The sequence below is a fragment of the Mycolicibacterium sarraceniae genome (genome assembly GCF_010731875.1).
Lineage (GTDB): Bacteria > Actinomycetota > Actinomycetes > Mycobacteriales > Mycobacteriaceae > Mycobacterium > Mycobacterium sarraceniae.
Genome location: NZ_AP022595.1, coordinates 3,133,975 through 3,159,518, shown reverse-complemented (window position 1 = coordinate 3,159,518; position 25,544 = coordinate 3,133,975). Strand labels below are relative to the sequence as shown.

Annotated in this window: 23 protein-coding genes and 3 pseudogenes; 8 read left to right on the top strand and 18 right to left on the bottom strand. The window is 66.5% G+C overall.

The window, feature by feature from the left end:
* Positions 1-172: 172 nt before the first annotated feature.
* Entirely contained in the window at positions 173-1,687 is a 1,515-nt protein-coding gene (zwf, locus tag G6N13_RS15700; RefSeq protein WP_235677778.1) for a glucose-6-phosphate dehydrogenase, read from the bottom strand.
* A gap of 49 nt (positions 1,688-1,736) precedes the next feature.
* Positions 1,737-2,222 (bottom strand): annotated as a pseudogene (locus G6N13_RS15695) (DUF222 domain-containing protein); the annotation flags it as partial.
* A gap of 214 nt (positions 2,223-2,436) precedes the next feature.
* Here G6N13_RS15695 and G6N13_RS15690 point away from each other — a divergent pair.
* Both G6N13_RS15690 and G6N13_RS15685 read left to right on the top strand, forming a co-directional pair.
* Complete coding sequence (locus G6N13_RS15690; RefSeq protein ID WP_456320135.1) at positions 2,437-3,447, top strand: hypothetical protein; 1,011 nt, start codon at positions 2,437-2,439, stop codon at positions 3,445-3,447.
* A gap of 4 nt (positions 3,448-3,451) precedes the next feature.
* Positions 3,452-3,928 (top strand): putative immunity protein, encoded by a 477-nt coding sequence (locus G6N13_RS15685; protein ID WP_179964992.1) that lies wholly within the window; start codon positions 3,452-3,454, stop codon positions 3,926-3,928.
* Positions 3,929-4,042: 114 nt separating this feature from the next.
* Here the strand turns inward: G6N13_RS15685 and G6N13_RS15680 are convergent, their stop codons facing one another.
* The 5 genes from G6N13_RS15680 to G6N13_RS15660 are packed head-to-tail and all read right to left on the bottom strand — an operon-like array spanning position 4,043 to position 9,024.
* Entirely contained in the window at positions 4,043-4,771 is a 729-nt protein-coding gene (locus G6N13_RS15680) for a FadR/GntR family transcriptional regulator (RefSeq protein ID WP_163698425.1), read from the bottom strand.
* Positions 4,772-4,776: 5 nt separating this feature from the next.
* Positions 4,777-5,550, bottom strand: coding sequence for a 3-oxoacyl-ACP reductase (locus tag G6N13_RS15675; protein WP_163698423.1), 774 nt, complete (start codon positions 5,548-5,550; stop codon positions 4,777-4,779).
* On the bottom strand, positions 5,551-6,912 hold the full coding sequence (locus G6N13_RS15670; RefSeq protein WP_163698421.1) for an aldehyde dehydrogenase family protein: 1,362 nt from the start codon (positions 6,910-6,912) through the stop codon (positions 5,551-5,553).
* Entirely contained in the window at positions 6,909-7,652 is a 744-nt protein-coding gene (locus G6N13_RS15665) for a gamma-glutamyl-gamma-aminobutyrate hydrolase family protein (RefSeq protein WP_163698419.1), read from the bottom strand. Before G6N13_RS15665 ends, G6N13_RS15670 begins: the two co-directional genes overlap by 4 nt.
* Entirely contained in the window at positions 7,639-9,024 is a 1,386-nt protein-coding gene (locus G6N13_RS15660) for a glutamine synthetase family protein (protein WP_407663740.1), read from the bottom strand. The genes G6N13_RS15665 and G6N13_RS15660 overlap by 14 nt, the downstream gene beginning before the upstream one ends.
* A 215-nt stretch (positions 9,025-9,239) precedes the next feature.
* Between G6N13_RS15660 and G6N13_RS15655 the strand changes: the two genes are divergently transcribed.
* The 3 genes and pseudogenes from G6N13_RS15655 to G6N13_RS25190 all read left to right on the top strand — a co-directional run.
* Positions 9,240-10,796, top strand: coding sequence for an amino acid permease (locus G6N13_RS15655; RefSeq protein ID WP_163698417.1), 1,557 nt, complete (start codon positions 9,240-9,242; stop codon positions 10,794-10,796).
* 10 nt (positions 10,797-10,806) lie between these two features.
* A pseudogene (locus G6N13_RS15650) lies at positions 10,807-10,955 on the top strand (hypothetical protein); the annotation flags it as partial.
* A gap of 91 nt (positions 10,956-11,046) precedes the next feature.
* A pseudogene (locus tag G6N13_RS25190) lies at positions 11,047-11,276 on the top strand (N-acetylglutaminylglutamine synthetase); the annotation flags it as partial.
* 16 nt (positions 11,277-11,292) lie between these two features.
* On the opposite strand, the gene G6N13_RS15640 reads toward G6N13_RS25190, so the two are convergent.
* The 5 genes from G6N13_RS15640 to G6N13_RS15620 all read right to left on the bottom strand — a co-directional run bounded on the left by G6N13_RS15640 (position 11,293) and on the right by G6N13_RS15620 (position 15,544).
* A complete protein-coding gene (locus G6N13_RS15640) occupies positions 11,293-11,856 on the bottom strand; it encodes an alpha/beta hydrolase (RefSeq protein WP_163698415.1) in 564 nt (187 codons plus the stop codon).
* Positions 11,857-11,920: 64 nt separating this feature from the next.
* Complete coding sequence (locus tag G6N13_RS15635) at positions 11,921-12,586, bottom strand: hypothetical protein (protein WP_163698413.1); 666 nt, start codon at positions 12,584-12,586, stop codon at positions 11,921-11,923.
* Positions 12,587-12,596: 10 nt separating this feature from the next.
* Positions 12,597-14,102: a cobyric acid synthase gene (locus G6N13_RS15630; RefSeq protein ID WP_163698410.1), complete on the bottom strand. Its 1,506-nt coding sequence runs from the start codon at positions 14,100-14,102 to the stop codon at positions 12,597-12,599.
* The gene (map, locus tag G6N13_RS15625; protein WP_163698408.1) at positions 14,099-14,959 is read right to left on the bottom strand and encodes a type I methionyl aminopeptidase; all 861 of its coding nucleotides are present in this window, start codon (positions 14,957-14,959) and stop codon (positions 14,099-14,101) included. Before map ends, G6N13_RS15630 begins: the two co-directional genes overlap by 4 nt.
* Positions 14,960-14,968: 9 nt before the next feature.
* Positions 14,969-15,544: a DUF1707 SHOCT-like domain-containing protein gene (locus G6N13_RS15620; protein WP_163698406.1), complete on the bottom strand. Its 576-nt coding sequence runs from the start codon at positions 15,542-15,544 to the stop codon at positions 14,969-14,971.
* A 69-nt stretch (positions 15,545-15,613) separates the two neighbouring features.
* On the opposite strand from G6N13_RS15620, the gene G6N13_RS15615 reads away from it, so the two are divergent.
* Complete coding sequence (locus tag G6N13_RS15615) at positions 15,614-16,003, top strand: QcrA and Rieske domain-containing protein (protein ID WP_163698404.1); 390 nt, start codon at positions 15,614-15,616, stop codon at positions 16,001-16,003.
* A gap of 187 nt (positions 16,004-16,190) precedes the next feature.
* Here the strand turns inward: G6N13_RS15615 and G6N13_RS15610 are convergent, their stop codons facing one another.
* The 5 genes from G6N13_RS15610 to dxr form a co-directional block, all read right to left on the bottom strand.
* A complete protein-coding gene (locus G6N13_RS15610) occupies positions 16,191-18,014 on the bottom strand; it encodes a penicillin-binding transpeptidase domain-containing protein (RefSeq protein WP_163698402.1) in 1,824 nt (607 codons plus the stop codon).
* 179 nt (positions 18,015-18,193) lie between these two features.
* Positions 18,194-19,048: a GNAT family N-acetyltransferase gene (locus G6N13_RS15605; protein WP_163698399.1), complete on the bottom strand. Its 855-nt coding sequence runs from the start codon at positions 19,046-19,048 to the stop codon at positions 18,194-18,196.
* 45 nt (positions 19,049-19,093) lie between these two features.
* Positions 19,094-20,233: a flavodoxin-dependent (E)-4-hydroxy-3-methylbut-2-enyl-diphosphate synthase gene (ispG, locus tag G6N13_RS15600; RefSeq protein WP_163702174.1), complete on the bottom strand. Its 1,140-nt coding sequence runs from the start codon at positions 20,231-20,233 to the stop codon at positions 19,094-19,096.
* 30 nt (positions 20,234-20,263) lie between these two features.
* Complete coding sequence (locus G6N13_RS15595; protein WP_163698397.1) at positions 20,264-21,502, bottom strand: M50 family metallopeptidase; 1,239 nt, start codon at positions 21,500-21,502, stop codon at positions 20,264-20,266.
* Positions 21,499-22,665: a 1-deoxy-D-xylulose-5-phosphate reductoisomerase gene (gene dxr / locus G6N13_RS15590; protein WP_163698395.1), complete on the bottom strand. Its 1,167-nt coding sequence runs from the start codon at positions 22,663-22,665 to the stop codon at positions 21,499-21,501. Before dxr ends, G6N13_RS15595 begins: the two co-directional genes overlap by 4 nt.
* 76 nt (positions 22,666-22,741) lie before the next feature.
* On the opposite strand from dxr, the gene G6N13_RS15585 reads away from it, so the two are divergent.
* The gene (locus G6N13_RS15585) at positions 22,742-24,100 is read left to right on the top strand and encodes a cryptochrome/photolyase family protein (protein WP_163698393.1); all 1,359 of its coding nucleotides are present in this window, start codon (positions 22,742-22,744) and stop codon (positions 24,098-24,100) included.
* A gap of 64 nt (positions 24,101-24,164) precedes the next feature.
* A complete protein-coding gene (locus G6N13_RS15580; protein WP_163698391.1) occupies positions 24,165-24,419 on the top strand; it encodes a DUF2631 domain-containing protein in 255 nt (84 codons plus the stop codon).
* Positions 24,420-24,422: 3 nt separating this feature from the next.
* Here G6N13_RS15580 and rlmN read toward each other — a convergent pair whose 3' ends face one another.
* Entirely contained in the window at positions 24,423-25,514 is a 1,092-nt protein-coding gene (gene rlmN / locus G6N13_RS15575) for a dual-specificity RNA methyltransferase RlmN (protein ID WP_163698389.1), read from the bottom strand.
* Positions 25,515-25,544 lie beyond the last annotated feature (30 nt).

The window sequence follows — 25,544 nt, the reverse complement described above, 5'->3', positions numbered from 1 at the left end:
CCGGGCATCACGCCGAACCAGCGACAGGGCCGCCACGATCACCGCTCCGGACACCAGACCGATCCGACAATCGCATCAGCCAAGCGTCCCACCTTCACGCTGAGCGCTATCGGCGACCCACGTTCGTCGCCTCAAACCGGTTGGGCCACAACATAGTGACCGCCCTGAGGGATCAACCCTGGGACTTCTTCTCCCGCCATACCCGTTCGAAGGGAAGCCGCCAGGCATTCGGGGCGATGAGTTGATGGATGGCATTGGGACCCCACGTGCCGACCGGGTAGCTCTTGACCGGCGGCGGGTCGTCCAGGAGCTGCGTCGAGCGTTCCCACAGTGACTCGATGCCTTCGGCTGTGGTGAACAGAGTGTGGTCGCCCCGCATGGCATCCAGGATCAACCGTTCGTACGCCTCCAACACATCGCCTTGGGAATCGGTTTCCTGGGTAGAGAACTGCATGGAGAGCTTGTCGAGCTTCATGCCCGGCCCGGGGCGCTTGCCGTAGAACGACAGTGACACCTTGGAGCTGTCGGCCAGATCGAAGGTGAGGTGATCGGGTCCCTGGGAGCCGACTCCGGAGCCCGCGGGAAACATGGTGCGCGGCGCTTCCTTGAACGCGATCGAAATGATGCGCTGACCCTCGGCCATCTTCTTGCCGGTGCGTAGGTAAATCGGCACCCCGGCCCAGCGCCAGTTGTCGATACCGACCTTGAGGGCGATGAATGTCTCGGTGTCGGAATCCTTTGCGACTCCGGCCTCTTGCCGATAGCCGGTGTATTGACCGCGGACCACGTGGTCGCAGTGGATCGGCAGCATGGACCGGAAGACCTTGTTCTTCTCCTCGCTGATCGCACGCGGCTCCAGGGCGGTCGGCGGCTCCATCACCACGAAGGCCATCACCTGCAGCAGGTGGGTGACCACCATGTCCTTGTATGCGCCGGTGCTCTCGTAGAAGTTGGCCCGCTGGTCAAGGCCGAGGGTCTCCGGGATATCGATCTGAATGTGATCGATGAAGTTGCGGTTCCAGATCGGCTCGAACAGCCCGTTTGCGAACCGGAAGGCCAGAATGTTCTGGGCGGCTTCCTTGCCGAGGAAGTGGTCGATGCGGAAAATCTGACGTTCGCGGAACGTCTGGTGCACGAAGTCGTTGAGCTCGATCGCGCTGGCGAGGTCGGTACCGAAGGGTTTTTCCATCACCACCCGTGACCGCTCGACAAGGTCGGCCTCCTTGAGCATGGTGATGACCGACTTGGCGGCTTTGGGCGGTACCGACAGGTAGTGCAACCTGTGCACGTCCGGGCCGAGTTGCGCTTCGGCGTCGGCCACTGCGGCGGCCAGCGCGGCAGGGCCGGCACCCTGCGGGACGTAGGTGACCCGGCTCGCGAAGTTGGCCCACTGCTCGTCGGTCAGCTTGTGGGTGCCGAAGTCTTCAACGGCCTTCCTGGTGATGGCGCGGAACTCGTCGTCAGTGAGCTCCTCGAGTGAGGTGCCGACCACCCGGATCTCGGGCGCGAGCGCCGACTGCACGAGATAGGCCATACCGGGCAGCAGCTTGCGCTTGGCAAGGTCGCCCGTGGCCCCGAAGAGCACGATGACATGGGGTTCGAGGCTCTCGGCGTCACGGCGGTTCGGACGAGATCCGGCTGCGGGGTACGCGATGGTCTGCAACTTGTCGGTGGCCACACCGCGCATGATCGCATCCCTACGTGACCAGTGCGAGTCTTCGTCTAGGCTCTTTCGTCGCCTTTGGGGAGGAGTCGTTCTCCGGTGGTGGTAGTCGTTGGTGCCGCCTCTGAGTGGGCAGCTCTGTGAAGAACTTCTGGATCACCCGTAGGTGCTCGCCGTCGAGACACCCGGCCGCCCAGGCCTTCGCCGTCTCCGGCAGCAGCGGTGCTAACCGCTCGCCGGTCAGTGTGGTGCGCGCGGTGAGTTGTTCGGCATCACGGACCCGGCGCCTGGCCGCCGGGCGGCTGATCCGCAACACATCAGCCAACACGATCGGGATCGGCGGGCACCCCTCGTACCGTTCGAGATGGGTGATCTGCTCATGGCAGACGGCGACCTGACGACGCACCGCCGTCTCCAGCCGCTCAAGGACCGCGAACCGCTCAGGTCCGGGCAGCTCCTCGATATCGGCGGCACCCACGAGTTCGACCGCGGCGTCAAGCGCATCCAGCGCCGCAGAACCGAACTCATACCTCCGAACACTAGTGCGACCCACCGACATTTAGATTGGGTGAGTGCTCGCGGGCGGTCGAACCCACCGACTGGAACCGCTCGGATTCCTGAGACTTGAGTGGCCGTCCGCGAGCACGACCCGCGGCCAGTGGGGTGTCCCTGTTCGGGAACTTGGTGCCGCTGACTGGCGGACTCCTGCTTATGGAGTGTCTGGGCAATGCCGGCGCTGGCCTCGCGTCTACACCTTCTCCTGAAAGGATGTCGTGGAACTCATCTTGGGTATCGACCTGGCGTGTCGGGCGGCGCATCAGGCGTCGCTTGCGCGACCTGATGGCACGTTCGTCTGGACCGGCCGCCGGTTCTTCACTCGGCCTGACGAACTGGAAAAGATTTGGGCTGCTTGCGGTTTGGGTGACGACGACGCGTTGCGAGTGGTGATGCTGGCCCGGCTGCCGCTGCTGCATCCTGAAGGGCTTCGTGATCACACCAGCGACGGCCCTGCCGATCCGTTGCGCCGCATCGTGAAGATGCGCTCCTCGATCGTCAAACGCCGCACCGCGGTCTTTCAGCGTCTGGATGCCCAGCTCGAACTGCTCGGGCCGGCCTGGTACGACGCGCTCGGGACCCGTTACGGCAAGGCGACGTTGGCGTTGTTGGCCCGCTACGCCGATCCGCAGACCGTAATCCGTCTCGGGCATGCCCGGCTGACGCGGTTCTTGATTCGGCACTCTCGCGGCGCCTGGCGTGAACCGCAGGCCACACTGATCTTGGCCGCAGCCCAGGAATCGTTGCAGTTGTGGGGCGCTGGAGCGGATGCCCGCATCGACTTCGCCGAGTTGGCCGCCGATATCGCCATCGAAGCCGAGCAGGCTCAAGCATTGACCGATCAGATCGATGATCTCGACGAGCGAGCCGCCAACCTGTATGCCGAGGCCGATCCCACCGGCATCATCGCCTCAGCGACCTGCCACATCGCCACGATGCTGCTCACCCGCATCGCCAGCTGTTGGCGCACCGGCCAGCCCTATCAGCTACGCAACACCGACGGCCGACTCATCGACGCCGACGAAGGCCGACGCCTCGTAGCCGCACACCATCGCGTTGATCGGCAGACCAGGATCAACGCCGCCAACACCCGCCAATCCCAGCGACTCAAAGGCAGGACGGGCCGGGGACAACAGGAGTCGCCAAGCGCTCCAATCCACCGGCCCGTCATCCCCACACTAGAACTCGTCAGCGCAGCCCAACAACGCCGCAGCGGCGTGAGAGCATGACACGGTGACCGACCCCGCCAAGAAGGGGACGAACCCCGATCCACTCACCCACAAGGCGCTCGCTCGATGGGCCGCCGAATGCGCAGAGCGCACGCTCCCGATCTTCGAGAACACCCGCCCCGGTGATGCTCGCCCGCGCACGGCCATCGACACACTGCGAGCCTGGATCGACGACAAAGTCCCGATGACCGCATGTCGCAGTGCAGCGTTCGCAGCCCATGCCGCTGCACGCGACGCCGAACAAGCCGGTGCACCCGCAGCCGTAGCCGCCGCGCGAGCAACAGGCCAAGCAGCAGCGGTGGCACACATGGCCAACCACGCCCAGCACGCCGCAACCTACGCGACCAAAGCCGCCGGCCTGCACACCTCCGACAGCCAGAGCAACCAAGCCGAACGCGACTGGCAGTGGAACAACATCAACCCAGAAATTCGCCCGCTCGCATTCCCAAGAAGCAACAACAAACCGCTTGACTCCGGTTAGGAACTCAAAAGATGGCCCACGGAAACACCTTGTGGATGAGCCAGAATCTGTGAAAAAGCTTGATCTGCTTCGCAACTGGGGTGCGCTGCACGGAACCTATTGGTAAGGCGTGCCTTAGTCCAAGAAGCCGTGCAGCAGGGCGGCTGAGCCCGCAACGTGGGCCTGCATCGCAGACCCCGCCGCATCGGGGTCGCCGGCTAGGATCGCGATGATGATCGCCTCGTGCTGTTCGTCGGAGTGGGCGATATTGCGGCGCAGCAACGGGATCTGGTCCAGCAGGGCGTTCAAGCGCATCCGGTTCTCGGCCACCAGCGGCACCAGCGACGGAGACCCGGCCGCCTCGGCGATCGCCAGGTGCAGCCTCGAATCGAATCGCCGATAGTCGTCGGCGCACGCGCACCGTACGTCGGCCATCCGGGACCACAGCCCTTCCCGCTCGGCCGCGGTCAGCGTGCGGGTGGCGGCCAGCCGGGCCGCACCGACTTCGAGGATCTCCCGCAGCCGCAGGGCGTCATCGATATCGGTGCGGCTGAACCCCACCACTCCCGCGGTCGGCGCGGGCAGTGACTCGGCCAGGAAGGTACCGCCGTAGCGGCCGCGCCGCGATACCAGGTAGCCCGCCTCGGCCAGCGACTTGATCGCCTCTCGGACGGTGTCGCGGCTGACGCCGAGCCGGACGGCGAGTTCACGTTCGGGCGGTAGCGAATCGCCTGGTGCCAGCACACCGAGCTTGATGGTCTCCAACAACCGGCCGACGGTGTCCTCGAAGGCGTTGCCCAGGCGCACCGGACGCAGCAGTGCCTCAGAGGCCTGCCGCGGTTCCGGAGCGCCGGTCAAGGTCATCGCCTCTACAGCGGTGTCACGTAGTGGCCGCTGATCCCGCCGTCGACCAGGAAGGTCGACCCGGTGATGAACGACGAGTCCTCACTGGCCAGGAATGCCACCGCGGCGGCCAACTCCTCGGGTTCGGCGAACCGGCCCATCGGTACGTGCACCAGCCGGCGGGCGGCCCGCTCGGGATCCTTGGCGAACAATTCCTGCAGCAGCGGGGTGTTCACCGGTCCGGGGCACAGCGCGTTGACCCGAATCCCCTGGCGCGCGTATTGAACTCCGAGCTCGCGCGACATGGCCAGCACGCCGCCCTTGGATGCGGTGTAGGAGATCTGGCTGGTCGCCGATCCCATCACCGCCACGAACGACGCGGTGTTGATGATCGAGCCCTTCTGCGCGGGCACCATGTGCCGCAGCGCGGCCTTGCAGCAGAAGAACACCGACTTGAGGTTGACGTCCTGCACCTTGTCCCAGGCGTCGATACCGGTGTTCTCGATGAGATCGTCATCGGGTGGGCTGATACCGGCATTGTTGAACGCGATGTCGATACCGCCGTGCGTCTCAAAAGCGGTGTCGAACAGGTTATCCACGGCAACCTGATCCGCGACGTCGACCTGGACGAACTGGACGTTCAGGTCATTGGCAACCGACTGGCCGGTCTTCGGGTCGACGTCCCCGATGACGACGATCGCACCCTCGGCCCGCATCCGCTTGACCGCGGCCAGCCCGATACCGCTGGCGCCACCGGTGACGACCGCGACCTTGTCCTTGAGTCGCTGGGACAGATCCATCTAGCTCTCCTCTACTGCGAAGAAGACGTTCTTGGTTTCCGTGAAGTGCAGGGGCGCATCGGGTCCGAGCTCGCGGCCCAGACCGGATTGCTTGAATCCGCCGAACGGAGTGTTGTACCGCACCGACGAATGGGAATTCACGCTCAGGTTGCCGGCGTCGACGGCGCGCGACACCCGCACCGCCCGCGACAGGTTACCGGTCCAGATCGAGCCGGACAGACCGTATTCCGTGTCATTGGCCAGCGCGATGGCATCCGCCTCGTCCTCGAACGGCAGCACGGTCACGACCGGGCCGAAGATCTCCTCGGTGACAGTCCGGTCGGTGCGTTCCGGGGTGAGCACCGTGGGCGGGAACCAGAATCCGGGGCCGCTAGGTGCCGAGCCGCGGAAGGCGACGTTGGTGTCGTCGGGGACATAAGCGGCCACCGAGTCGAAGTGCTTGCGGCTCACCAACGGACCCATCTCGGTGTCCCGGGCTGCCGGATCACCGACGACCAGGCCCTTGACGGCCGGCTCGAGCAGCTCCATGAACTTGTCGAACACGCTACGCTGCACCAGAATTCGGCTGCGAGCACAGCAATCCTGCCCGGCGTTGTCGAACACCCCGTAGGGCGCGGTGGCGGCCGCCTTCTCGAGGTCGCAGTCGGCGAAAACGATATTGGCGCTCTTGCCACCCAGCTCCAGCGTCACCCGCTTCACCTGCGTGGCGGCCCCGGCCATCACCATGGTGCCGACCTCGGTCGAGCCGGTGAACACGATCTTGCGGACTCCCGGGTGGCTGATGAACCGCTCACCGACCACCGAACCCTGCCCGGGCAGTACCTGGAACAGGCCCTCGGGCAGGCCGGATTCCAGGGCGAGCTCACCGAGCCGGATGGACGTCAGCGGAGTCCACTCGGCCGGTTTGAGCACCACCGCATTGCCCGCGGCCAGCGCGGGGGCGAAACCCCACACCGCGATCGGCATCGGGAAGTTCCACGGCGTGATCACCCCGATCACACCCATCGGCTCGTTGAAGGTGACGTCCAGCCCGCCCGCTACCGGAATCTGCTTGCCTGACAACCGTTCCGGAGTCGCCGAGTAGAACTGCAGGACATCGCGCACATGCCCGGCTTCCCACTCGGCAGCGCCGATCGGATGCCCGGAGTTGGCGACCTCCAGGGCGGCCAGCTCACCGACGTGGGCGTCGACCGCGGCCGCGAACGCCCGCAGAGCGGTCGCGCGTTCGGCGGGAGCCGCAGCCGCCCAGCCCTTTTGCGCGATCTTCGCCCGGGCGATCGCGTCGTCAACCCCGTCGACATCGGTCAGCTCAACCGTACGCAACGCCTGCTCGGTGGCTGGATTGACCAGCTCAGTTATCACAGTCCTGCTCTCTCTGTCGTGTACAACCTTGCCGCCTCGACCAGTCCGGCGAACAGCCGCAGGTCGTCCAACGTCTCCTCGGGATGCCACTGCACGGCCAGAACGAAGTCGTCGCCCGGGATTTCGACGCCCTCGATCACGCCGTCATCGTCCAGTGCGCTGATCATCAAACCATCACCGAGCCGGTCGATCGCCTGGTGGTGGTAGCACTGGGCATTGGTGTTCTCCCCCACCAACCCGGCCAGCCTGCTGCCGGCCACGGTCCGGATCGCCGACGTGCTGAACACCGCGTTGCCCTGCTGATGGCGGGTGTGCCCGACGATATCGGGCAGATGCTGGTGCAGCGTGCCACCCAGCGCGACGTTGAGCACCTGGGCCCCACGACAGATGCCGAGCACCGGCAGATGACGCTGCAGCGCAGCGGTTATCAGCGCGAACTCCCAGACATCGCGACCGCGGTCGGGTTCATCGGTCCTGGGGTGCGGGTCGTGGCCGTACGTCGACGGGTCGACGTCCCTGCCGCCGGTGACGATCAGACCGTCGATCCCGTCGAGGACCTGGTTGGCGATATCGGTGTCCACCGGCTGCGGCGGCAGCAGCATGGGGATACCGCCGGCCAGCGTCACGCCCTCGATGTAGATACCCGGCAGGAAGGCCGCCTTCTTGTCCCAGATGCCCGATTTGGCCTGCTGCAGATAGGTGGTCAGCCCGAGTTTAGGGCGAGAACTAGAGGCGTTCAAAGCCGCGTACCCTTTCCCAGTCGGTGACCGCAGAATTGAACGCGCTCAGCTCGACGCGAGCGTTGTTGAGGTAGTGCTCGACGACCTCATCGCCGAACGCCTCGCGCGCGATCGCCGAACTCTCGAACAGTGCGGCGGCCTCGGCGAGCGTGGTGGGCAGCCGCTCGGCGCCACTGGTGTAGGCGTTGCCGGCGTGGGCATCGGGCAATTCCAGCCCGTTGTCGATGCCGTGCAGACCACCGGCGATCAGCGCAGCCACCGCGAGATATTGGTTGACGTCGCCACCGGGCGCGCGGCATTCCATCCGCATGGAATGGCCATGGCCCACCACCCGCAGTGCGCAGGTCCGGTTGTCGATCCCCCAGGCGATGGCCGTCGGGGCGAAGCTTCCTTCGACAAATCGCTTGTAGGAGTTGATATTCGGCGCGTAGAACAGGGTCAGATCACGGAGGGTGGCCAACTGGCCGGCGATGAAACTCCGGAACATCGGCGACATGCCGAGTGGCTCGTTGTCGTCGGCGAACACCGCCGAACCGTCCTCGCCGCGCAGCGAGATGTGGATATGACAGCTATTGCCTTCGCGCTCATCGAATTTCGCCATGAACGTCAGACTCTTGCCGTGCTGATCGGCGATCTCCTTGGCACCGTTTTTGTAGATGGTGTGGTTATCGCAGGTCACCAGCGCGGTGTCGTAACGGAACGCGATCTCCTGCTGGCCGAGGTTGCACTCCCCCTTGACTCCTTCGCAGTACATGCCGGCACCGTCCATGCCCAGACGGATATCACGCAACAGCGGTTCCATCCGGGTGGAGGCGTGGATGGCGTAGTCCACGTTGTAGTCGGTTGCGGTGGACAGTCCCCGATAGCCGGCCGCCCACGCATCACGGAAAGTGTCATCGAAGACCATGAACTCCAGCTCGGTTCCGATGAACGCTTCCAACCCGCGCTGCGCCAGCCGGTCGAGCTGAGTCCGCAGGATCGAGCGCGGCGCCGGCGCCACCGGGCCGCCCTCGACGAATGACAGGTCGGCCATCACCAACGCGGTACCGGGCAGCCACGGCAGCAGACGCAGGGTGTCGAAGTCGGGCATCATCACCATGTCGCCGTAGCCGGACTCCCAGCTCGACATCGCGTAGCCGCTGACGGTGTTCATATCGACGTCGACGGCCAGCAGGTAGTTGCAGCACTCCGCGCCGTGTGCGGCCACTTCTTCGACCCACAGCCGGGCGGCGACCCGCTTGCCGGTCAACCGCCCTTGCATATCGGTGAAGGCCACGATCACCGTGTCGATCTGCCCGGCGGCCACCAGGGCATCCAGTTCGGCCTGCTCCAATAGACCAGGCCGGCGGCGGCCCACACCATCAGGTGTCACAGGTGCCCCTCTCGATAGCGCCGGTTCGAGAATGATTCGACGGAAAGTCAACCATTGGACGTCGCCGCAGCGGCAGCGTCACCCACCAGATTTACATAAACGTCACTGCAAAGGTAGGACACCAGACCAATAGCGGCCTATTGTCCCTACTCAGAGAGCGCCGGTCGACGCCTCTCCGCCACCGGCGCCCAGAACGGACCAGAAGGAGCAACGCCGTGCCAGAGGGTCACGAACTTCTCGACGATGACGAAAAGCACCTCGCCAGCCTCGGCTACACCCAGGAGCTACACCGGTCTTGGTCCGGGTTCAGCAACTTCGCCATCTCGTTCTCGATCATCTCCATCCTGGCCGGCTGCTTCACCTCGTTCGGCCTGGGCTGGAACAACGGCGGCCCGGCGGCCATCGCCTGGGGCTGGCCCATCATCTCGGTCTTCATCCTGATCATCGGGCTCTGTATGTCCGAGCTCGTCTCCGCCTTCCCGACGTCGGGTGGAATCTATTGGTGGGCAGCCAAACTCGGCGGCCCGAAAGCCGGCTACTACACCGGTTGGCTGAACCTGATCGGCCTGATCGCCATCCTGGCCTCGGTGGCCTACGGCTCGGCGACGTTCCTCGATCTCACGCTGGGGACGTTCAGTGAGAGCTGGCTGGCCGGCTACAGCCTGACCCGCACATTCATCCTGTTCTTGGTCATACTGGTGATCGTCGCGACGATCAACATCTTCTCCAGCCATCTGCTGGCCGTCATCAACAACATCTCGGTGTGGTGGCACGTCATCGGCGCAGCTGCCGTCATCGTCATCCTGTGGGCGCTGCCCGAACAGCACGCCAGCTTCTCCACGGTGTTCGCCACCACGGTCAACAACACCGGCTTCTTCGGCGGCTCCACCTCCGGGTTCACCTTCCTGCTGTTCGTGCTGCCGATGTCGGCGATCCTCACCCAGTACACGATCACCGGCTATGACGCGTCGGCGCACCTGTCCGAGGAGACCAAGAGCGCGGCCGATGGCGCCGCCAAGGGCATCTGGCGCTCGATCTTCTACTCAGCGATCGGCGGCTGGATCTTGTTGCTGACCTTCCTGTTCGCCGTGCAGGACGTTGACGGGGTGACCTCCGGCGGCGGTGCGGTCGCCACGATCTTCAGCCAGGCGCTGACGTCCAAGTGGGCCGGCATCGTGCTGCTGATCTCCACCGCAGGCCAGCTGTTCTGCACCACGGCCTGCCAGACCAGCGCCTCGCGCATGCTGTTCGCGTTCAGCCGCGACCGGGCGGTGCCCGGCCACCAGCTGTGGTCGAAACTCAACGCCAAGAAGGTGCCGGCCAACGCGGTCATCGTCACTGCCTCGATCGCGGCGATCCTCACGCTGCCCGCACTGGTCAAGGTCGATATCAACGGCGCCCCGGTGCCGGTCGCATTCTTCGCGGTGGTGTCGATCGGCGTGGTGGGCCTATACCTGTGCTTCGCGGTGCCGATCTACTACCGGTGGAAGGCCGGCGATTCGTTCCCGATCGGCAAGTGGAACCTGCGCGGTCACCACAAGTGGATGGCGCCGGTCGCGTTGATCGAAATCATCGTCACCTCGATCATCGCGATGTTCCCGACCTCGCTCGGTGGCGCACCGTGGGACGCCAGCTTCGAGTGGAAGTTCGTCAACTACACCCCGCTGTTGGTGGGCGGCGTGCTGATCCTGCTCTACATCTACTGGCATGTGTCGGTGAAGAACTGGTTCACCGGGCCGATCAAGCAGGTCGACACCCCCGCGCGGTCCTGACGGGTCCGGGGTGTGGTCTCAGGGCCGGGTGCCGCCCGACCATCGCTGAAACTCAGCGGTCTGTCCGAGGCTGGTGGGCAACCCATGGTCGACGCCGACCTCGGGTTGACGATCGCCTGGAACGGCTGCATCGACAACTACGAAGCCCTGCGCGACAAGTGATCCCGGCTGAAGTGATCGACCGGCCGAAGGGCTATTGCCCGGTGCCCGCGCTCACCCACCTGGAGGGGCCTGGTCCGCGATGCGCTGGACGCGGGAGTCGTCGAGCGAATACACCTCGGCGGTGGCGATGAGCCGGTGCGATAACAAACGCCTCACCTGCCGGATCGTCTCCCAAGCCGGAATCATGGTGCCCCGCGGCAGGCTGGCCACCTTCGATTCCGACGAGCACGCATTCCCGGCCGAGGTGGGCGACATGGTCGTCACACCACCCGCGGCGAGCAGGGCAAGGGCGTCACCGTCGGGGTCGACGGACCCGAAGCGCCGTCGCACGGACTCACCAAGTACTGGTGCGCAGCACTATCTCAGCGGCGAGCTGCGCGGTGGATTCCGCGGCATTGCGCCGGCCGGTGAACTCCACCAGGCGGAAATCGCTGTACACGTAGCGCTGGCTGGCTCGGGCCAGCGCCCGGGCGGCCGGCGTACTGACCAACGCGGTGGTGTTGATCTCCACCGGCGGGCACTCCTCGTCGCGGACCACGCCGTTCTGATCCGGGACCTTGGGATGTCCACGGTCAATGACGACCAGACCGGTGAACCGATCGAGCCGGGTGGCGGCCAGCTCCCAGGCGAGCTCCGCGCCGGCGCGGTCGCCCACCAAGATGCCCCACCGGACATCGAGCGCATCGAGGATGCCCACCACCGCTTTGGGATGCAACCGTGGATCAGCGCCGATGACGACCGTGCGCACGGACGCGGTGTGCAAGCGTTGGCAGACCCCGTCATAGGCGGCCGGTGCGTGCTGGGCCGCTCCCAGCACAACGACGAAGGGGCCCTTCTCCGGGCCGGTCACGCTGACTGGCACGGGAAACCCATCGACAGTCACCATTGTCGACAGCATTTCGCCACGTTACTGTGAACGCGGCTTTCAGCGGGCGGTTTTCGCAGGGTCTCTCAACTCCTACTCAGATGGCGCGACGAATCTTGGCGGCCTGCTTGGCGAAAACGTCCAGGAACGTCTGCGGCAGTGTCGCTTTGGCTTCAACCCTGGGATCGGGCGTGGGAAAGGCGATTCCGAACATTCCGTACCTGCCAACATTCTGGAATGCCATGTAAACACTATTGGGCGAACCCATCAGCTGCATTGTTTGCTGATACGCCAGCATGTCGTCCCCCAAAGGGGGTAGCTCAGTGGTCGTAATGGGAATGCCCTTGCTTCGCGGATCGAAAAACGCTTCAAATTTCGCACACCGGCCGGCCGCCGCCTCCAGCTTCGCAAGGTCCAGTGGGGACGACAGCACGGTCATCACGATGCGCGCGCCGTTGTAGGTGGCGACGTATTTCGCCGCGGCGCCTGGGCCGCGCTCAGCCGACTCCGCGATGACGTTGGTCATGGCGTTGGCGCAGCCCTCGGGGCGCGACAGCATCGACGGCGGGCTGCCGGCGTTGTCAGGCTGACCGGCCTGCTCGATGATGCGGTCGTACTGCACTCCCGGCGGGAAATCGGCCGCGCCCAGCGTGGCTTTCTCCAAGGTGGCCCCGGGCCACGTCGCCGTGCCGGTGAGCGTCGATCCGCAGCCGGCGACCAGCACCGCGGCAACACTTGCGACCAGCACCGTCCGACCCGACATGAGTTTCAGGCTACCGACTCAGTCGTGTGCTCACCGTGGGGCGCACTGGCGCGCGCGTGTCCAGCAGCGCCATCAGCGCGTCGATATCGAGGTGGGCGGCCAACAAATCGGCCATGACATCGAGTTGAGCATCCCGGCGGGCGGGCACGCTGACATCGTCGGCCACCCGGAAATCCACCCTTCCGGCCGCAGCGGCAGCGGTGGTGAGCCAGCCGCGACGGAATTCGTCGTTGTCGAGCAGGCCGTGCCAGTGGGTGCCGAACACGGCGCCCCGGACGTAGCCCTGCACGGCACCGTCGGCCTCGAACCAGGCGTCCTCGACGCACCGTGTCACCCGGCCGTGGTGGATTTCGTAACCGCCCAACGGACTCGGCCAGCGCCGCAGCACTTTGTCCGCCGCGAAGTCGATATCAGCGTCCAACAGTCCCAGCCCCTCGACATCACCGGTGCGGGTCTCGACGGTGTCGCCGACGCGGCGGCACAGCATCTGGAAGCCGCCGCAGATACCGAGGACAGCGTGCCCGGCACGCGCGTGTGAGGTAATCGCGTCGGCCAGTCCACGCTCGCGCAGCCAGCCCAGGTCGGCGACGGTGGCCTTACTGCCCGGGATCACGACGATATCGGCGTCGGCCACCTCGGCCGGCTCGGACGCCCAGCGGACCAGGACTCCGGGTTCGCAGGCCAGCGCCTCAATATCGGTGGAGTTCGAGATTCGCGGCAACCGGATCGCCGCAACCCGCAGCCCGCGCTCCCCCCGCGGTGGCGACGGCATCCCAACCACGTGGCCGGCCACCACCGACACCGAATCCTCGGCGTCCAGCCACAGCTCGTCGCTATAAGGCACAACCCCATACGTAGGGCGGCCGGTGAGCTCGGCCAGCTGGTCGAGGCCCGGTGCGAGCAGTGCAGGATCGCCGCGGAATTTGTTGACGATGAAGCCGGCAATCAAGGCTTGATCCTCTGGCGAGAGCACCGCGACGGTGCCGAACAGGTGGGCCAGCAAGCCACCGCGGTCGATATCGCCGACGATCACCACGGGCAGGTTCGCCGCGCGCGCCAGGCCCATGTTGGCCAGATCGGTTGCGCGCAGGTTGATCTCGGCGGGTGATCCAGCGCCCTCACACACCACGACATCGAATTCGGCTCGCAGTGAGCTCAATTCGTCGGCAACCACCCCGGCAAGCCAGTCGCGGTGTCGGATGTAATCCTTCGCGCCGACGCTGCCGACCGGATGACCCTTGACCACCAGCTGCGAGGTGCGGTCACTCCCGGGTTTGAGCAGGACCGGGTTGAAACGGATGCTGGGTTGCAGACCCGCTGCACGTGCCTGCATGCCCTGGGCCCGGCCGATCTCGCCGCCGTCGACGGTGACCACCGAGTTGTTGCTCATGTTCTGGGCCTTGAACGGCGCGACGTTAATTCCCTTGCGCGCCAATAGCCGGCACAGCCCGGCGACGACCATCGACTTGCCGGCATCCGAGGTGGCGCCGGCGATCAGCAGCGCGCGGCCGGTCACGGGGCCAGGGTCAGGATTTCCGCGCCGTCCTCGGTCACGACCAGGGTGTGCTCGAACTGCGCGGTCCACTTGCGGTCCCTGGTGGCCACCGTCCAGCCGTCGTCCCAGATCTCGTAATCCAGTGCGCCGAGATTGATCATGGGTTCGATGGTGAACGTCATGCCCGGCTCCAGCAGGGTCTCGACCTCGGGTTGGTCGTAATGCAGCACCACCAGACCGTTGTGGAAGGTGGTGCCGATGCCGTGTCCGGTGAAGTCGCGAACCACGTTGTAGCCGAAGCGGTTTGCATACGCCTCGATGACCCGGCCGACCACCGACAGGGCGCGGCCCGGCTTGACGGCCTTGATGGCCCGCATTGTCGCCTCGTGGGTGCGGTCCACCAGCAGCCGGTGCTCTTCGCTGACGTCACCGGCCAGGAACGTGGCATTGGTATCGCCGTGCACACCGTGGATGAACGCGGTCACGTCGATGTTGACGATGTCGCCGTCCTGCACCACGGTCGAGTCCGGGATGCCGTGGCAGATGATCTCGTTCAGCGAGGTGCAGCACGACTTCGGAAAACCCTTGTAGAACAGCGTCGACGGGTAGGCGCGGTGATCGATCATGTAGTCGTGGGCGATCCGGTCGAGCTCGTCGGTGGTCACCCCCGGCGCGACGGCCTTACCGGCCTCGGCGAGCGCGCCGGCCGCGATGCGGCCGGCGATACGCATGTTCTCGATGACCTCGGGCGTCTGGACCCAGGGTTCGGCGCCTTCGGCGACCGTGGACTTACCGACATATTCGGGACGCTCGATCGCCCTGGGGACCGGCAGGGTCGGTGCGATCACTCCAGGCCGGAGTGCAGTGCGTACGGGCATCTAGCCAGTTTAGTGGCGACGCAGCAGCGGACGCTTGGGGCCGCGGACGTTCACCGATCCCATGACCACCCGGCCGGTGAGCACCACGTGCGGGGTGCCCTCGGCCGGTGCGTCCTTGCGACGGTCGCGAGCGCTGCCGGCGTAGACGGTGATGTCATCGATGGACGCGCTCGCCCCGTCGGGCAGCCGCAGGTCCACCGAGCCCCGCACCATGTCGAGTTCGATGACGACGACCGGTCCGGCGAAGCGGGCGTTGGTGAGGTCGAGTTCGACCGAGCCCATCCGGCGCACCAGCGCCAGCCGGGTCGGCACAGTCCACTCCCCATGCCGCTTCAGCGACCCCATCCAGCCACGCAGTTCCACCCGATCGGCGGCGGACGTGACGATGGCGCCCGGTCCGGGCAGGTCGTCGACCAGAGTCTCGAGGTCGGCGTGCATCCGAGCCGCCGACACCTGCGCCGAGCGCTCCTCGAATTCGCCGATATCGATCAATCCCAGTGCGACGGCATTGTGCAACCGCCGCAGCGTCCCGTTGCGGTCGGCATCGGACACCCGCAGTGCTGGTGTGTGGTCGATTCCGGTCATAGCCACTCCACGGTACCTGTTAGCCCTGGCCACAGGTCTGTGTCGGCGGCGCTGGGCTAGCCTGTTCCCATGTTCGACTTGCCGCGCCGGACCGTCCTGATCGGGGCCGCCATCGCGCCGATCGCCGCCTGCAACACCAACACCGGTGACCTCACCACGGCGCCGACATCGATGGCGCCCGGTCAGGTGCTGGCCGCCACCGCGGACATCCCGGTGGGTTCGGGCAAGGTCGTCGGCGACACCGTGATCACCCAGCCCACCGCCGGGGTGTTCGACGGATTCGTCGCCCGCTGCACCCATGCCGGCTGCGCGCTGCCTGCGGTCACCGACGGCACGCTGAACTGCCCATGCCACGGCAGCCAATTCGGTCTGGACGGCGCGGTGCTGCGCGGGCCTGCCGTCGAGCCGCTGGTTGCGGTCGCGGTGAAGGTCCAGGGCCCCGACGTCGTCGCCGGCTGAGTCAGAAGCGGGCCTCGGCACCCTCGGTGGCCACCCGGCGTCTACAGCTTTACGGGCAGCGTTCAGCGAGCCGACGACGTGCACCACCGTCGTGCCCGTGTCGTGCAGCCGCGCGGTGAACAGACCGGGATCGAGCCGCCAATTACGTTGTCGTCAAATCAGTTTCATATGCCGACCTACACCCGCCTTAAGCCAAGTAACCGGCAGGCAGCTCGCTGAACATCATCTTGACCATCCGCACCGCGTATTCCGAACTACCGCCGCCCACGATCAGCGCCGCGAAGGCCAGGTCGCCCCGATAGCCGGCGAACCACGCGTGTGAACCGCCCGAGAACTCGGCCTCACCCGTCTTCCCCCGGACATCACCGGAATCGTTGATCTCCTTGGCGGTGCCGTTGGTGACCACCATGCGCATCATCGGCCGCAAACCGTCGAGCATGGCGGGTGTGATCGGCGGGTGGTCACCGGTCTCGGCAGTCTGGCTGCCCACGATCAGGTGCGGGTTGGGAGTCTTGCCGGCGGCGACGGTCGCGGCGGCCAGCGCCATCCCGAAGGGGGTGACCAGAACCTTGCCCTGCCCGAATCCGTCCTCGGTGCGCTCGGCCAGATTCACCGTCGGCGGCACGGTTCCCGTCACGGTGGTCAGCCCGTCGATCGTGTAGTCCGGGCCGATTCCGTACTGGGAGGCCGCCACCGTCAGCGCGGTCGGCGGCATCCGGCTGGCCAGTTCGGCGAAGGTGGTGTTGCACGAGTTCGCGAACGCCTTGGACATCGGGACCGTGCCGAGGTCGAACTTGTTGTAGTTCGGGATCGTGCGGTGGCCGATATCGAGCTCGCCCGGGCAGCCCAGCAGGGTGTTGGGGGTGGCCATATCGCGGTCGATGGCCGCACCAGCGGTGACGATCTTGAATGTCGACCCGGGCGGATACAGGCCGGTGGTGGCCGCCGGGCCGTCAGCGTCGGCGGCCGCGTTCTGGGCCACCGCAAGGATTTCACCGGTCGACGGCTTGATGACGACCATCATGGCTTTGCGGCCCTGAGTGTCGACGGCATGCTGGGCGGCGTCCTGGACCGAGCGATCCAGCGTGATCGAGATCGACGGCGCCGGTGTCGGCGCGACCTCTTGCAGCACGTCGACGTCGGAGCCGTTCTGGTTCACGCTGACCACCCGCCAGCCGGCCTGGCCGTCGAGCTCGTCGAGGACGGCCTTTTTCACCTGGCTGATCACGGCGGGGGCGAAGCGGTCGTCGGTGGGTAGCAGGTCGGCCTGCGGGGTGACGACGACGCCGGGCAGGGCGTCCAGCGCCGAACCGACCTTGTCGTGGTCGGACGGGCGCAACGTGACGAGGTCCAGCGGGTTGCTCGATGAGCTGGCCTGTTCGGCGAGTCGCTGCGGGTCCAGCGTGTTGTCGAACTGGCGCAATTGATCGGCGACCACTCGCGATGTCGACATCAGCTGGCTGCCGGCCTTGGCCGCGTCGAGCTGGTAGCGGTACAGGTTGGCGGGAGCCAGCACATCGGTGCCGCCGAGCTCATTGACCGAGGCCCGCCGCGGTGCATCGGCGCGCAACGAAAAGTGCTGGTGTTCACCGAGTTTGGGGTGCAACCCAGCCGGGGTCCAGCGGACCCGCCAGGTGCCCTCGTCGCGGATCATCTGCAGCACGCCGTCGTAGGTCCAGGTCCGCTTTTTGGGCAGCTGCCAGGTGAAGCGGTAATTCACGCTGCCGGTGTCCTCGGTATAGCGCGAGCCGAGGACCTGAGCGTCGAGGTGGGTCGCCTGCAGCCCGGCCCACGCCTCGTTGAGGGCGGCCTGGACGTCAGCGGGCCGGTCGGAGAGTTGCGCCGCACTGGCGGTATCGCCCTTGGTGAGGTCGGCGAAGAACTTCTCGGCGGCCGGACCCGGCCCGTCGGGGCGAGGCGTGCATGCCGACAGGGTCGCCGACGCGGCCACCACCGCCAAAATCGAGACGACGCCTGTGACTCGTGTTGCTAATGAGGTGCAAGTAGCCATTGGGACAAATGTTATGAGCCCGTGATCGGAAAGCGCCGCAAACACACCGGCGGCTCCGGCTGAAGGTAACGCCACCGACGCGTCAGAACCCCCTGAGACAACACGACTTATGTCGTGCTTCACCGATAGGAAGCGCAGATCGCGCAGGCTCGCCCCCGATCGAGCAAATTGATCTCAGGTCAGTCGAGCAGAACGGTGGCGAACATTCCGACCTCGGCGAAGCCCACCCGCGCGTAGGCCGCCCGGGCGACCTCGTTGAAGCTGTTGACGTAGAGGCTCGCGATCCGCCCGCTGGCGACCACGGCAGCGGCGACAGCCGCGGTGCCCGCCGTGCCCAACCCGCGACCGCGCCACTCCGGATGGGCCCAGACCCCCTGGATCTGGCCGACCACCGGGGACTGCGAACCGACCTCCGCCTTGAACACCACCTGGCCGTGCTCGAAGCGAGCATAGGCCCGGCCTGCCGCGATCAGACTGGCAACCCGGCGCCGGTATCCCCTGCCGCCGTCACCAATTCGCGGATCGATCCCGACCTCGCCGATGAACATATCGATGGCCGCCACCAGATAGGTGTCCAACTCGTCGACCCGAACTCGCCGCACCGCCGGGTCGGTCCGGCACGCCGGCGGCACACCGAGTGCCATCAACGGCTGATGGTCGCGCACATCGCGGGCCGGACCCCAGGCGTGCTGAAGGCGGTCCCACATCGGCAGGACCAGTTCGGCGCGGCCGACCAGAGCGGAACACCGCCGCGCGGTGCTCATCGCCTTATCGGCGAACGCGTGCAAGTCGGATTGCGCACCGCGCAACGGGATCAGGTTGGCCCCGGCGTAGGACAGCGATTCCTCAGCGCGCCCACGCGTCCAGAGCTCGCCGCCGATAGCCTGTGGCTCGACACCGTGATCGGCGACCCGTGCGGCCACCATGCAGGATCCGACCGGGTCATCGGCGAACACCCGAGCCACCGCCGCGGCGTCGCGCACCACCGAGACCCGTCGTTCGTCGGCCAGACGAAACAGTGGTGGAGCCGACATGCGGTTACTTTCTGCGGGGGGTCAAAACCCTGCGGGGTGTCGCGATCAGCTTACGGTGACCACCGGTGCACCGCTGGCAGATGCATCAGTGCCACGCTGACCTTCAGCGAGTCGCATCGCCTCTTCGATCAATGTCTCGACAATCATCGCCTCGGGCACCGTCTTGATCACCTCGCCCTTGACGAAGATCTGGCCCTTACCGTTGCCCGATGCCACCCCCAGATCGGCCTCGCGGGCCTCGCCCGGACCGTTGACCACGCACCCCATCACCGCCACCCGCAACGGCACATCGAGACCGTCGAGACCAGCGGACACCGCGTTGGCCAGTGTGTAGACGTCGACCTGGGCGCGCCCGCAGGAGGGGCAGGACACGATCTCGAGCCCGCGCGGCCGCAGGTTCAGCGACTCCAGGATCTGGGTGCCGACCTTGACTTCTTCGACGGGCGGGGCGGACAGCGACACCCGGATGGTGTCACCGATCCCCCGCGACAGCAGCGCGCCGAAGGCGACGGCCGACTTGATGGTGCCCTGGAACGCAGGGCCGGCCTCGGTTACGCCGAGATGCAGTGGGTAATCGCACTTTTCGGCCAGCAGCTCGTAGGCGGCGACCATCACGACGGGATCATTGTGCTTGACGCTGATCTTGATGTCGCCGAAGCCGTGCTCCTCGAACAGCGAGGCTTCCCACAGCGCGGACTCGACGAGGGCCTCCGGGGTGGCCTTGCCGTACTTCTGCATCAACCGCGGGTCCAGCGAGCCGGCGTTGACGCCGATGCGGATCGGGATGCCCGCCGCGCCAGCGGCCTTGGCGACCTCGCCGACCCGGCCGTCGAACTCCTTGATGTTGCCGGGGTTGACGCGCACCGCAGCACAGCCGGCGTCGATCGCGGCGAAGATGTACTTGGGCTGGAAGTGAATGTCAGCGATCACCGGAATGTTGCTGTGCTTGGCGATTTCGGCCAGTGCGTCGGCGTCCTCCTGGCGAGGGCACGCGACCCGGACGATATCGCAGCCGGCCGCGGTGAGCTCGGCGATCTGCTGCAGCGTGGTGTTGACGTCGTGAGTTTTGGTGGTGCACATCGACTGCACCGAGATCGGGGACTCACTGCCGACACCGACATCGCGCACCATCAGCTGGCGGGTCTTGCGTCGGGGCGCCAGTACGGGCGCCGGCGGTGCCGGCATGCCCAGGCCTATAGAGGTCACGGGAGTCTCCTACTGGAAAAGTCGGATGGGGTTGACCAGGTCGGCGGTGACGGTCAACAGCATGTAGCCGACCACCACGACGAGGATCACGTAGGTGGCGGGCATCAGCTTCAGGTAGTTCACCGGCGCGGCGGCGACCTTGCCACGGGCCGATCGGACGAGGTTGCGGATCTTCTCGAAAAGCGCGATCGCAATGTGGCCACCGTCGAACGGCAACAGCGGTACCAGGTTGATCGCCCCGAGCACGAAGTTGAGCTGGGCCAGGAAGAACCAGAACGCCACCCACAGGCCGTGGTCGACGGTGTCACCGCCGATGATGCTGGCGCCCACGACACTGATCGGGGTCTCGGGGTCACGCTCGCCGCCGCCGATGGAGTGGATCAGCGCCCCTACCTTGGTCGGGATCTTGGCCAGCGACTTGCCCAGTTCGACGGCCAGGTCACCGCTGAAGGCGAAGGTGGCCGGCACCGCCGTCAGCACGTTGTACTGCGTCGGCGGGAATGTCGCCGCGCCGACACCGACGGCGCCGACGCTGGTGGGAACTGGCTCGGCGCCCTTCTCTTTGGCGGCGTAGCGCTGCGTGGGGGTGACGTCGACGGTGGTGGTGAATTCGCGGGTGGCGCCGTTCTCGGTGCGCTGCACGACGAACGGCGTCGGGCCCGAAGCGCCGCGCACGGCGGTGACCATCTCGTCGAAATTCTTCACATCCGCGTTGCCGACTTTCACGACGACATCGCCGGGCTTGATGCCGGCCAGTGCCGCCGGGCCGGGGCCCGTGCAGTCGCCGAGCTTACCCTTGGTGACTTCCGGTGCCACACATTGCGTTTCGCCTACGACGGCGGTGGTCGGCGCGTGCAGGTTGGGTAGGCCCCAGATGACAGCGATCCCGAATATCAGCACCAGGCCGATGATGAAGTTCATCGCCGGGCCGGCGAACAGCACCGCGACCCGCTTCCAGGTGTCCTGCTTGTACATCGCGTACGGGCGGTCTTCGGGTGCGATCTCATCGACCGAGGTCATGCCGGCGATATCGCAGAAGCCGCCCAGCGGGACGGCCTTGAGCCCGTACTCGGTGGCACCGAGCTTGTTGGGCCGGTGGGTGGACCACAGCGTCGGACCAAAGCCCACGAAGTAGCGGCGCACCTTCATCCCGGTGGCGCGAGCCACCCACATGTGCCCGCATTCATGCAGTGCAACCGAGATGAGGATGCAGAGTGCGAACAGCGCAATGCCGATAACGAACATCATCGGATTGAAGCGACCTCCTGTGTGACGGCCTCTTGGGCGCGTTCCCGCGCCCATCGCTGCGCGTCAAGTACGTCTTCCACGGTAGCCGGTTCGGCGACCCACTGGTCGGCGGCGTGCAGGACGTCGGCAATTGTTCGCACGATCGCCGGGAACCGGATCTTCCCGTCGAGGAAGGCCGCGGCGGCCTCTTCGTTGGCGGCGTTGTAGACCGCGGTCAGGCAACCGCCGGCCTGCCCGGCGTCCCGAGCCAGGTTGACGGCGGGGAACACCTCGTCGTCCAGCGGCAGGAACTCCCAGGTAGCGGCCTTACTGAAATCGCAGGCCGAGGCCGCGGCCGGCACCCGGTCCGGCCAGCCCAGTGCCAGCGCGATCGGCAACTTCATATCCGGCGGGCTGGCCTGGGCGATTGTCGAACCGTCGGTGAAGGTCACCATCGAATGCACGATCGACTGCGGATGCACCACAACCTCGATGCGGTCATAGGGGACGCCGAACAGCAGATGCGTCTCGATCAGCTCGAGGCCCTTGTTGACCAGTGAAGCCGAGTTCAGCGTGTTCATCGGGCCCATGTCCCAAGTGGGATGCTTTCCCGCCTGATCAGGGGTGACGGTGTCGAGGTCGGCGGCCGACCAGCCGAGGAACGGACCGCCGGACGCGGTGAGCGCGATTTTTGCGACCTCGTCTGCCGTGCCGCTGCGCAGACATTGGGCCATCGCAGAGTGCTCGGAATCGACGGGCACGATCTGGCCGGGTTGCGCGGCCTTGAGCACTAGCGGACCACCCGCGACCAGCGATTCCTTATTCGCAAGCGCCAGGCGGGCACCGCTGGCCAGCGCGGCCAGCGTCGGTTGTAGTCCCAGCGCTCCGACCAGAGCATTGAGCACGACATCGGCCTGCGTGTTCTCGACCAGCCGAGTGGCGGCATCGGGACCGCGGTAGGTGACCTCACCAACCTTGTCGGCAGCGGCCGCGTCGGCGACGGCGATGTTCGCCACGCCGGTTTCGGCACGCTGGCGCGCCAGCAGATCGGGGTTTCCGCCACCGGCGGCCAGCCCGACGACTTCGAAGCGATCCGGGTTCTCGGCAATGACCTCCAGCGCCTGGGTTCCGATGGAACCGGTGCTGCCCAGGATCAGGACCTTCAGTCGCTTGTCGGAGCTCACCCATCAATTGTGCCGCCTCCGCAGGGGTGCTCTGACGCGAGTTTGTCGTTTGCACCCGACAGGGCAGCATGGAGACATGCCGCCGACTCTGTTGTGGTTCCGCCGCGATCTGCGCCTGCGCGACCTGCCGCCGCTGCTGGAGGCGGCCGCCGACGGGGCCGATGTGCTCGGGTGCTTTGTGCTGGATCCGCGGCTGGAGCAATCGTCGGGCCCGCGCCGGCTGCAGTTCCTCGGTGATTCGCTACGTGAGCTCTCCGACGCCATGGGCGGGCGGCTGCTGATCACCCGCGGTCGGCCCGAGAAGCGAATCCCGTTACTGTGCAAGGAAATCGGTGCCAGCGACGTCCACATCTCTGCCGACTTCAGTCCGTTCGGGGTGCGCCGCGACGAGGCGGTGGCCGCCGCGCTGGCCGAGATGGGCGCGCAGCTGCGGGCCACTGGTTCCCCGTATCTGGTCTCCCCGGGTCGGGTCACCAAGGACGACGGAACTCCCTACAAAGTGTTCACGCCGTATGTGGCGCGCTGGCGGGAAGTCGGCTGGCGCTCCCCCGCGCCGTCGGCGGAAGCTTCGGTGAGCTGGGTCGACCCGGCGGGCCTGGCATCGAAATTCTTGGTGGGCGCCCCCGATCCCGGCACCGACCTGGACCTCGCAGCCGGCGAGTCTGCCGCCCTGGATCGGTGGGCGGAGTTTCTCGATTCAGGCATGGCCGACTACGCCGAAGACCGCAATCGCCCGGACAAGCCGGGCATCAGCCGGATGTCGGCACACCTGAAGTTCGGCACAATCCACCCTCGGACGATGGCCGCCGATCTGAACGTGCGAGCTACCGGCCCCGGGGCTTACCTGCGGGAGCTGGCGTTTCGCGACTTCTACGCCGCGGTGCTGCACGAGTGGCCGGACAGCGCGTGGGGGAACTGGAACCGCAAGTTCGACGCCATCGAGGTCGACGAGGGGCCACCGGCCGGCGACCTGTTCGAGGCTTGGAAGCAGGGCCGCACCGGCTACCCGATCGTCGACGCCGGGATGCGCCAGCTGCGCGATTCGGGATTCATGCACAACCGGGTGCGGATGATCGTGGCGTCGTTCCTGGTCAAAGACCTGCACCTGCCGTGGCAGTGGGGCGCCCGGTGGTTTCTGGAACAGCTGGTGGACGGCGATATGGCCAGCAATCAACACGGCTGGCAGTGGTGCGCCGGTTCGGGGACGGACGCGGCGCCGTACTTCCGGGTGTTCAATCCGACCGCACAGGGCCAGAAGTTCGATCCCGCCGGCGATTACGTGCGGCGCTGGGTGCCTGAGCTGGCCGGCCCCGAACTGGCCGGCGCCGACGTCCACACCCTCAAGGGCGGCCGGCCCGCCGGTTATCCGGAGCCGATCGTCGAGCACGCGGCCGAGCGCGCCGAGGCGTTGCGACGCTACGGCCAGATCGGCTGAGCCCACGCCGGGTGGGTGTGCCAGAATTACGGCGATCGCCTATCTGAGTCCGACAGGAGCCGCAATGGTGAGCACCGAGGTGGAGCGCTACACAGAGGTTGACCCCGCCGACGTTCCCTCGGCCGCGTGGGGCTGGAGCAAGATCACCCCGCGCACCTGGCACGGTGTCGGCATCTTCGTCACCCTGTTCCTGCTGGCCATGCTGCGCGGCAACCACGTCGGCCATATCGAGGACTACGTGCTGGTGGTGTTCGCGGTGCTGGTCTTCGCCGCCACCGTCCGCGACTGGTGGGGACGTCGCCGCGGCTGGATCCGCTAGGGCCTAGTTCTCCGCGGCGAGCTGACCGCAGGCCGCCGCGATCTCACGCCCCCGGGTATCGCGCACGGTGCACGACACGCCGGCGGCCTTCACCCGGCGGACGAACTCGCGTTCGGCCGGCTTCGGGCTGGCATCCCACTGGCTGCCCGGTGTCGGGTTGAGCGGAATCAGATTGACGTGCACCAGCGGTCCCAGCGCCTTGTGCAGCTTCTTGCCCAACAGGTCGGCCCGCCACGGCTGGTCGTTGACGTCGCGGATCAGCGCATACTCGATCGACACCCGCCGGCCGGTCGCATCGGCGTAGTACCGGGCCGCACCAAGCACCTCGCTGACCTTCCAGCGGTTGTTCACCGGCACCAGGGTGTCGCGCAGCTCGTCATCGGGGGTGTGTAGCGACACCGCGAGCGTCACCCCCAGATGCTCGTCGGCCAGCTTGCGGATCGCCGGGGCCAGCCCGACGGTCGACACCGTCACCGACCGCGCCGAGATCCCGAACCCCTCCGGCGCCGGGGCGGTGATGCGCCGCACCGTGGCCAACGCCCGGGCATAGTTGGCCAGCGGCTCGCCCATCCCCATGAACACCACATTGGACAGTCGCTCGTCGAACTCGTCGCGCGATGTCACCGCCGCCGCGCGCACCTGCTCGAGGATCTCGGCGGTGCTCAGGTTGCGGGTCAGCCCGCCCTGACCGGTCGCACAGAACGGGCAGGCCATCCCGCAGCCGGCCTGCGATGAGATGCACACGGTGTTGCGGTTCGGGTAGCGCATCAGCACCGACTCGAACGTGGTGCCGTCGTGGGCGCGCCACAACGTCTTTCGGGTCTCCCCGGCGTCGCATTCGATCTCTTTGGCCACCGACAGCAGCTTCGGGAACAGTGCCTCAGCGACGGTGTCGCGGACCGCGGCGGGCAGATCGGTCATCTGCTGCGGGTCGGCGAGCAGCCGCCCGTAGTACTGCTGGGCCAGCTGCTTACCCCGGAACGCGGGCAGCCCGAGCTCGGCTACCGCGGCCGCCCGGCCGTCGGCGTCCAGGTCGGCGAGATGACGCGGCGGTAGCGCGCGCCGCGGCGCCTCGAAGACGAGCTCTTGTTTCATTGCGTCCAGTATCCCTGGACGGGCAAATCG